This window comes from Phenylobacterium sp. (assembly GCF_031181185.1).
Classification (GTDB): domain Bacteria; phylum Pseudomonadota; class Alphaproteobacteria; order Caulobacterales; family Caulobacteraceae; genus Phenylobacterium.
Map to the genome: position 1 here is coordinate 8008 of NZ_JAPSKZ010000083.1, position 8186 is coordinate 16193.

An 8186-nucleotide genomic window follows, 5' to 3' on the forward strand; every position below is an offset into this window, starting at 1 on the left:
GACGAGCCGGCTGGTGGAGACGGGTCGAGAGGACACCACGGACTGGATCGTGGGACCCGACGGCGAACCCCTGGCCCAAGAACTGTATGACGACCGCTCCGGGCGTTGGAGCTTGCGCTTCCGGAATGGCGGCGGCTGGCGCGAGGCGCTGGTCGCTCAAGCCCTACACGACCCGCCCTATGCGCTAGGTCTGGGCCGCGACGGCAAATCCGTCGTCGTTGTCAGCGCCGACGAACAGGAACGTCTCTCCTGGCAAGAAACCCGGCTGGAGGGTCCGGCTGGCGATCCCATTCAGGCCCATGACGACCAAAGCCCCATCTACGACCCCGTGGACGGCCGGCTGATCGGACACTCGGTGCTCGTCGGCGACGAGCGGCGCTACACCTTCTTCGACCCGACTGACACGCGTGTCTGGAAGGCGGTCACGGCTGCGTATCCAAGTGACCGCGTGGAACTGGCCTCATGGTCAAAGGACCGCAGGAAGATCGTGGTCCTCGTGGACTCTCCCACTGAAGGACCCGCCTACGCGCTCGTTGACCTCGACAAGAAAAAGGGGCGCTGGATCGGAGCGCAGTACTCCGGGCTCACCGAGGGGGGCATCGCGCCGAAGCAGGCGCTGCGCTTCAAGGCTGCCGACGGCCTGGAACTGACCGGCTATCTTACCTTGCCGCAAGGGCGGGCGGCCAAGGACCTGCCCCTGGTGGTCTTCCCCCACGGCGGGCCTGCGTCACGCGACACGCCGGGCTTCGACTGGTGGGCGCAAGGCATGGCGTCTCGCGGGTACGCCGTCCTGCAAGTGAATTTCCGCGGCTCCGATGGCCTGGGCGCGGAACTGCTCGAGGCGGGCTACGGTCAATGGGGCCGCAAGATGCAGACGGACCTCTCAGACGGGGTCCGCCATCTGGCCTCTCAGGGTCTCATCGATCCGAAGCGGGTGTGCATCGTTGGCTCCAGCTATGGCGGGTACGCGGCGTTGGCTGGCGCCACGCTCGACCGCGGCGTCTATCGTTGCGCCGCTTCCGTCGCCGGCGTCTCCGACCTCAAGCGGCAGGTGAGCTATTCGCGCAGCCGCGGCGGGCATTCCGCTCTGCGCTACTGGACACGCTTCATTGGCGCTGAAGATCTCGGTGACCCGGTGATGACCGCCTATTCGCCGGCGCAGCAGGCGGAGAAAGCCGACATCCCGATCCTGCTGATCCACGGCAAGGACGACACCGTCGTTCCGCTGGAGCAGAGCCGCATCATGGCGGACGCCCTGAAGAAGAACGGCAAGCCGTACGAGCTGATCATCCAGCTAGGAGCCGACCACTGGCTCTCGCGAGGCGACACCCGGCTTCAGACCCTGGAGGCGACGGTCGCGTTCCTCGAGAAGCACAATCCCCCGAACTAGACCGCTTCGGCGACGAACCGTCGCCGTCGCGCAAGCGGCTCCAGCCTGCCCTCGCCGGCGGCGCGCACGATCCGCAGGAAGTGCGCACATTCCATGTAGCTGGGCGCGGGGCAGGCCGCGGCGTGGCGCAGCCCATCGCGCATGGCGCTGAGCCGCCGGATCGTGGCGTCGATTTCGTCGGCCTTGGCTGAGAGGCGGTCGCGGTCGATGCGTAGCGGTCCCTCAGGCGCGAACATCTGGGCGATCTCGTCGAGCGAGAAGCCGGCGGCGCGGCCTAACGCGATCAGCGCCAGGCGTTCTAGCACCGACGGGTCGAACAGCCGCTTGAGCCCGCGGCGGCCGACCGAGGCGATCAGCCCCTTCTCCTCGTAGAACCGGAGGGTCGAGGCGGGTGTGCCGCTGCGTTTGGCGAGTTCGGAGATGTCCAGGTCTCTCAACGCTTGACCTCAAGTTCACTTGAACTTGCAGACTGCGTCGCCTCTACCTCCGGAGCAAGCCATGACCGAAAACCTTCCAGCCGCCCAACCGCGATCAGTCCAGCCTCTGGAACGATGCGGCCGGCCGTACCTGGGCCGAGCTCCAGGACCTGCTCGACCGTCTGCTGGCGCCGTTCGTGGAGCCACTGATGGAGGCCGCCGCGCCAAGGCCGGGCGAGCGCGTCCTCGACATCGGCTGCGGCGCCGGCGGCACGACGCTGGCCGTGGCGCGCCGCGTGCAGCCGGGCGGGCTGGCGCTGGGCGTCGACATCTCGGGGCCGCTGGTCGAGGCGGCGCGCGCCCGCGCGGCGGCGGACGGGTCGGCGCAGGCGGCGTTCGTCCAGGCCGACGCCCAGACCTACGCCTTCGAGCCCGAAGACTTCGATGCGGTGGTCTCTCGCTTCGGCGTGATGTTCTTCGACGATCCTGAGGCGGCCTTCGCCAATATCCGCCGCGGCGTCCGGCCGGGCGGACGGCTGGCGTTCGTCGCCTGGCGTGGTCCGGCGGACAATCCGTTCATGGTCGCAGGCGCGCGCGCCGCCGCGCCGTTCCTGCCGGAGATGCCCGCCCCCGTGCCCGATGCGCCCGGACAGTTCGGTTTCGCGGACGGGGCGCGCGTCGAGCGCATCCTGAAAGCGGCCGGGTGGCGAGACGTGCGGGTGGACCCCCTCGATACGCCGCTGCGCATCGCAGAGGCGGACCTCATGACCTACGTCACGCGCATGGGCCCGGCGGGCCTCGCGCTCAAACAGGCGGACGAAGCGCTTCGCCGCCAGGTCGCGGAGGCGCTGGAAGCGGCGTTCCGCCCATTTCTCCAGGACGGCTTCGCCCGCTTCACGGGCGCCTGCTGGCGTGTAACCGCCGGAGCATGATCGCCCCTGCTTGTGTTGCCGTGAGGCCACACTAAATCGGAGGGTGTCGGCGACCGAGCTTCAGCGAAGGCGGTCGCCGCAATCCGCCTGAACAGGGGACCCATGAACATCGACATCTATTCCGACCGCGCCAAGCAGGCGATCCAGTCGGCCCAGAGCCTGGCGCTGGCCAGGCGTCACCAGCAACTCGGCCCCGAGCACCTCTTGAAGGTGCTGTTGGAGGAGAAGGACGGCCTGTCCCGGGCGCTGATCCAGGCGGCCGGCGGCCGGCCCGACGAGGCGGACCGGGCCGCGGACGAACTGCTGGCGAAGCTGCCCAAGGTCGAGGGCGGGTCAGGCCAGCTCTACATGAAGCCCGAGACGGCGCGCGTGTTCGCCGAGGCCGAGGCCGGCGCGAAAGCGGCGGGCGACGCCTTCGTCACCACCGAGCGCCTGCTGATCGCCATCGCGAAGGAGGGCGGAGAGGCGGCGAACGCGCTGAAGTCTGCGGGCGCCAGCCCGAAGGGGCTCGATGAGGCCGCCGCCGCCGTCCGGAAGGGCCGCACCGCCGACAGCGCCTCGGCCGAGGAAGGCTATGACGCGCTGAAGCGCTACGCCCGCGACCTGACCCAGGCCGCGCGGGACGGAAAGCTGGACCCGGTCATCGGCCGCGACGAAGAGATCCGCCGAACCATCCAGGTTCTGTCGCGGCGGACCAAGAACAACCCCGTGCTCATCGGCGAACCCGGCGTCGGCAAGACGGCCATCGTCGAGGGGCTGGCGCTGCGCATCGTCAACGGCGACGTGCCCGAGAGCCTGAAGGACAAGAAGCTGCTGGCGCTCGACATGGGCGCGCTGATCGCCGGGGCGAAGTACCGCGGCGAGTTCGAGGAGCGGCTGAAGGCGGTGCTGAACGAGGTGACCGCCGCCGAGGGCTCGATCGTGCTCTTCATCGACGAGATGCACACCCTGGTCGGGGCCGGGAAGAGCGAAGGCGCCATGGACGCCTCGAACCTGCTCAAGCCCGCGCTGGCCCGCGGCGAGCTGCACTGCGTGGGCGCGACCACCTTGGATGAGTACCGCAAGCACGTGGAGAAGGACGCGGCGCTCGCCCGGCGCTTCCAGCCGGTGTTCGTCAGCGAGCCCACGGTCGAGGACACGGTCTCCATCCTGCGCGGCCTGAAGGAGAAGTACGAGGTGCACCACGGCGTGCGCATCTCGGACAGCGCCATCGTGGCCGCCGCCACGCTCTCGAACCGCTACATCACCGACCGCTTCCTGCCGGACAAGGCCATCGACCTGGTGGACGAGGCGGCGAGCCGCGTGCGCATGGCCGTCGACAGCAAGCCCGAGGAGCTGGACGAGATCGACCGGCGCGTCGTGCAGCTGAAGATCGAACGCGAGGCGCTCTCGAAGGAGACCGACGCGGCTTCGAAGGCGCGCCTGGAGAAGCTGGAGGAGGAGCTCCGCGGGCTCGAAGGCGAGTCGGCCGAGATGACCGCCCGCTGGCGCGCCGAGAAGGAGAAGGTCTCCTCGGCCGCCCAGCTGCGCGAGGGGCTGGACCGCCTGCGCGCCGAGCTGGTCGCCGCCCAGCGGCGGGGCGACCTGCAGCGGGCCTCCGAGATCGCCTATGGTGAGATCCCTGGCCTTGAGAAGCGGCTGGCCGACGCCGAGGCTGCCGAGGGCGGCGCCGATGCGATGACGCCCGAGGTCGTCGACGCCGAGCAGATCGCGGCGGTGGTCTCGCGCTGGACCGGCGTGCCCGTCGAGAAGATGCTGGAGGGCGAGCGCGAGAAGCTGCTCCAGATGGAGGACGGCCTGCGCCGCCGCGTGGTTGGCCAGGAGGAGGCCCTCGTCGCCGTCTCGGACGCCGTGCGCCGCGCCCGCGCGGGCCTGAAGGATCCGAACCGGCCGATCGGCTCGTTCCTGTTCCTGGGGCCCACCGGCGTGGGCAAGACCGAACTCACGAAGGCGCTCGCCGAGTTCCTGTTCGACGACGAGTCCGCCGTGACCCGGCTCGACATGAGCGAGTACATGGAGAAGCACTCGGTCAGCCGGATGATCGGCGCGCCGCCCGGTTACGTCGGCTACGACGAGGGCGGAGCGCTGACCGAGAGCGTGCGGCGCAGGCCCTACCAGGTCGTGCTGTTCGACGAGGTCGAGAAGGCCCACCCCGACGTCTTCAACGTGCTGCTGCAGGTGCTGGATGACGGGCGGCTGACCGACGGCCAGGGCCGCACGGTCGATTTCCGCAACACGCTGATCATCATGACCTCGAACCTGGGCTCGGAATACCTAGCCGGCCTCGAGGAGGGCGACGACGTGGAGAAGGCCCGGGGGCCGGTAATGGAGGTGGTGCGCCGCCACTTCCGGCCCGAGTTCCTGAACCGGATCGACGAGGTGATCCTGTTCAAGCGTCTGGGCCGCGCCGAGATGGGCGACATCGTCCGCATCCAGCTGCAGCGCGTCGAGAAGCTGCTGGCCGACCGGCGCATGTCGATCGCGCTGGACCCGGCCGCCCTGCACTGGCTGGGCGAGAAGGGCTACGACCCGGTCTATGGCGCGCGGCCGCTGAAGCGGGTCATCCAGAAGGAGCTCGTGGACCCCATCGCCCGCAAGCTGCTGGCGGGCGAGCTGGAGGACGGGTCGGTCATCGACGTCCATGGCACGGCCGAGGGTCTCGAGATCGGCCGCGCCAGGGTGCATTGAGGAAGCCGCCCGCCGGACCTCCGGCGGGCGTTTTCTCGTCTAGCGGCTCCAGCACTCGCGGCGCATGGTGTAGCCGCCGTAGTATCGGTCGTAGGTCCGCCGCAGCTTGCATTTGATCCGTCGGCCGTCGGGGCCGATCATGCCGTTCGGGTCGGGGCCGTAGCGGTCGACGGGCACGCCCGAATAGAAGCTGGACGGGTACGACAGCCCCAGCACCGAGCCTAAGACAGAACCCAGCAAACCGGCCGACCCCGAGCCGCTGTAGTAGCGGTTATCGTAGTAGCGGTTGTCGTAGTACGGCTGCGGATAGGACGGGGCCCGATAGTAGCCGTCGTAGTACCAGTCGTAGGCCGGTGGGCTCGGATAGTAGTACCGCTGGGCCATGGCCTGGCCCGCGATCGCGGCGCCGCCGGCGACCGTCGCGCCGGCCAGCGCAGCGGTAAGCCACTTGCGCATTCGCATAACTCCGTTCGGCGCATCCCTCGGGGCCGCTAAAGGCTCCGCGCGCCGATCGGGTTCCGAAAGTGCAGCTTCGTCAGCGACTTAGAGGGTGACCTGGGTCACGCGTCCGCCGCGGGTGACCACTCGGCGCATCAGAGCGATCGTGCCGCCCTGCGGCTGGGCCGCAGGTCGCGCGATCGTGATGACGTACCAGGCGCCGTTCGGCAGGCCCTGGAACGAGAACCGGCTCGTGGCGTCGCATGTGGTGCGCTTCACGAAGGGCCCGGCGTCGCCCGCAGGCGCCGACGGCGTGCGCCGGCGGACTTCCTCGGCCGGCAGCGCCGCGCGCTCGGTGGAGCCGTAGAGCACGTTCATCCGCCGCCGCGACCAGGGCGTCTCGGGGGTCAGCACCACGCCCGACCCGGCGCAGGTGTAGCCGCCGGCGCCGTTGCGATAGGTCAGCGTCCCCTGGATCCCGTTGCGGCCCGGCGCCTGCGACCAGGCGAAGTCGGCGGCCGAGAAGTTGGCGGGACCCGACGCCGCGGGCGGCGGCGCGCGGCGGCCGGGCGGCGGAGGACCAAGCGTCGGCGCGCAGGCGGAGAGGGCGAGGGCGGCGAGGCCCAGCGTCGGGATCAGGCGTGAGCGGTTCATTGCGAGCGCCAGCTTATAGGCCATTGCGGCGAAAGCATGCCAGCGGCGAGCGCAGACCGGCGTTCAGTCGAACTGCACCTTGCCCCGCTTTGACTTCACGTCCGACCGCTGGGCCTTGGCCTTGAGCCGGCGCTCCTTCGAGGCCTTTGTCGGCCTGGTCTTCTTGCGGGGCGGCGGCGGCGGCTTGGCCGCCTCGCGCACGAGGTCGGTCAGCCGCTCGATGGCGGCCTGGCGGTTCAGCTCCTGGCTTCTATGGTCCTGGGCGACCAGCACCAGCACGCCCTCCTGGGTCAGCCGGCTGCCCGACAAGCGGTAGAGCCTGGCGCGCACCGGCTCCGGCAGGGAGGGCGAGGCGCGCACGTCGAAGCGAAGTTCGATCGCGGTTGAGACCTTGTTGACGTGCTGCCCGCCGGGTCCGGACGCGCGCACGGCCCGCAGCTGCACCTCGTCGTCCGGGATCTGGATGGCGGGCGTGACCTCGATCATCGCCCGACCGATGCCACGCTTCGCGGCCAAGCGCGACTGAGGCGCGACGTTTTCACAAGCGGGGCCGCGGCGCGTTCCCTTGACCTTCGCGCAAAAAACGGCTTCAGAGCCCCGGCTTTGCTGCACTGCCGTTGCGCAACAGCGAACCATTTGTCGTATCAGGAGAAACAAACATGCGCGTCTACTACGATCGCGACGCCGACCTGTCCCGCATCCTGGACAAGAAGATCGCCATCGTAGGCTATGGCTCGCAAGGCCGTGCGCATGCGCTGAACCTTACCGACTCGGGCGTGAAGAACGTGGCCGTCGCGCTCCGCCCGGGCTCGGCGACGGCGAAGAAGGTCGAGGCCGACGGACTGAAGGTCATGACCGTGGCCGACGCAGCGGCCTGGGCCGACGCCATCATGATCCTGGCCCCCGACGAGCTGCAGGCGCAGATCTATCGCGACGAGATCGCGCCGCACATCCGCGACGGCGCGGCGCTCCTGTTCGCCCACGGCCTGAACGTGCACTTCGGCCTCATCGAGCCGAAGAAGACCGTGGACGTGCTGATGGTGGCGCCCAAGGGCCCCGGGCACACGGTGCGCGGCGAGTACCAGAAGGGCGGCGGCGTGCCGTGCCTGATCGCCGTCCACCACGACGCCACCGGCGGCGCCATGGACTTCGGCCTGGCCTACGCCTCGGCCATCGGCGGCGGCCGCTCGGGGGTGATCGAGACCAACTTCCGCGAGGAGTGCGAGACCGACCTGTTCGGCGAACAGGCCGTGCTCTGCGGCGGCCTGGTGGAGCTGATCCGCGCCGGCTTCGAAACGCTGGTCGAGGCGGGCTATGCCCCCGAGATGGCCTATTTCGAGTGCCTGCACGAGGTGAAGCTGATCGTCGACCTCATCTACGAGGGCGGCATCGCCAACATGAACTACTCGATCTCGAACACGGCCGAGTACGGCGAGTACGTCACCGGTCCGCGCATCGTCACGGCCGAGACCAAGGCCGAGATGAAGCGCGTGCTGGAGGACATCCAGTCGGGCAAGTTCGTGCGCGACTTCATGCAGGAGAACGCGGTCGGCGCGCCGTCCTTCAAGGCCACCCGCCGCCGCGGCGCCGAGCACCAGATCGAGGAAGTGGGCCAGCGCCTGCGCGCCATGATGCCCTGGATCACTAAGAACAAGCTGGTGGACGTCG

The 8186-nt window shown here is 69.4% G+C and carries 8 protein-coding genes; 4 read left to right on the forward strand and 4 right to left on the reverse strand.

Features of this window, described 5'->3' with window-relative positions:
- Window positions 1–1390, forward strand: a 1390-nt coding sequence (locus tag RIF93_RS11605) for a S9 family peptidase (RefSeq protein WP_309091474.1), incomplete at its 5' end; no start/stop codon positions are given.
- Here RIF93_RS11605 and RIF93_RS11610 read toward each other — a convergent pair.
- Window positions 1387–1827 carry a helix-turn-helix domain-containing protein gene (locus RIF93_RS11610; protein WP_309091476.1) on the reverse strand — a complete coding sequence of 147 codons (441 nt, stop codon included), beginning with the start codon at window positions 1825–1827 and terminating at the stop codon, window positions 1387–1389. The genes RIF93_RS11605 and RIF93_RS11610 overlap by 4 nt on opposite strands.
- Window positions 1828–1991: 164 nt before the next feature.
- Between RIF93_RS11610 and RIF93_RS11615 the strand changes: the two genes are divergently transcribed.
- The gene (locus tag RIF93_RS11615) at window positions 1992–2738 is read left to right on the forward strand and encodes a class I SAM-dependent methyltransferase (protein WP_375163874.1); all 747 of its coding nucleotides are present in this window, start codon (window positions 1992–1994) and stop codon (window positions 2736–2738) included.
- A gap of 102 nt (window positions 2739–2840) precedes the next feature.
- On the forward strand, window positions 2841–5426 hold the full coding sequence (clpB, locus tag RIF93_RS11620; RefSeq protein WP_309091480.1) for an ATP-dependent chaperone ClpB: 2586 nt from the start codon (window positions 2841–2843) through the stop codon (window positions 5424–5426).
- A gap of 39 nt (window positions 5427–5465) precedes the next feature.
- On the opposite strand, the gene RIF93_RS11625 is transcribed toward clpB, so the two are convergent.
- The 3 genes from RIF93_RS11625 to arfB form a co-directional block, all read right to left on the reverse strand.
- Window positions 5466–5882: a hypothetical protein gene (locus tag RIF93_RS11625; protein ID WP_309091482.1), complete on the reverse strand. Its 417-nt coding sequence runs from the start codon at window positions 5880–5882 to the stop codon at window positions 5466–5468.
- Between the two features lie 87 nt (window positions 5883–5969).
- Complete coding sequence (locus RIF93_RS11630) at window positions 5970–6542, reverse strand: hypothetical protein (protein ID WP_309091483.1); 573 nt, start codon at window positions 6540–6542, stop codon at window positions 5970–5972.
- Window positions 6543–6581: 39 nt separating this feature from the next.
- Complete coding sequence (arfB, locus tag RIF93_RS11635) at window positions 6582–7004, reverse strand: alternative ribosome rescue aminoacyl-tRNA hydrolase ArfB (protein WP_309091488.1); 423 nt, start codon at window positions 7002–7004, stop codon at window positions 6582–6584.
- A gap of 173 nt (window positions 7005–7177) precedes the next feature.
- Here arfB and ilvC point away from each other — a divergent pair.
- Window positions 7178–8186 (forward strand): ketol-acid reductoisomerase (gene ilvC, locus RIF93_RS11640; protein WP_309091485.1); only part of this gene is annotated, 1009 nt, incomplete at its 3' end.

Excerpts from the sequence above, each read along its gene's own strand:
- clpB (WP_309091480.1), top strand. The coding sequence starts at position 2,841 with ATGAACATCGACATCTATTCCGACCGCGCCAAGCAGGCGATCCAGTCG.
- RIF93_RS11625 (WP_309091482.1), bottom strand. The coding sequence starts at position 5,882 with ATGCGCAAGTGGCTTACCGCTGCGCTGGCCGGCGCGACGGTCGCCGGC.
- RIF93_RS11630 (WP_309091483.1), bottom strand. The coding sequence starts at position 6,542 with ATGGCCTATAAGCTGGCGCTCGCAATGAACCGCTCACGCCTGATCCCG.
- arfB (WP_309091488.1), bottom strand. The coding sequence starts at position 7,004 with ATGATCGAGGTCACGCCCGCCATCCAGATCCCGGACGACGAGGTGCAG.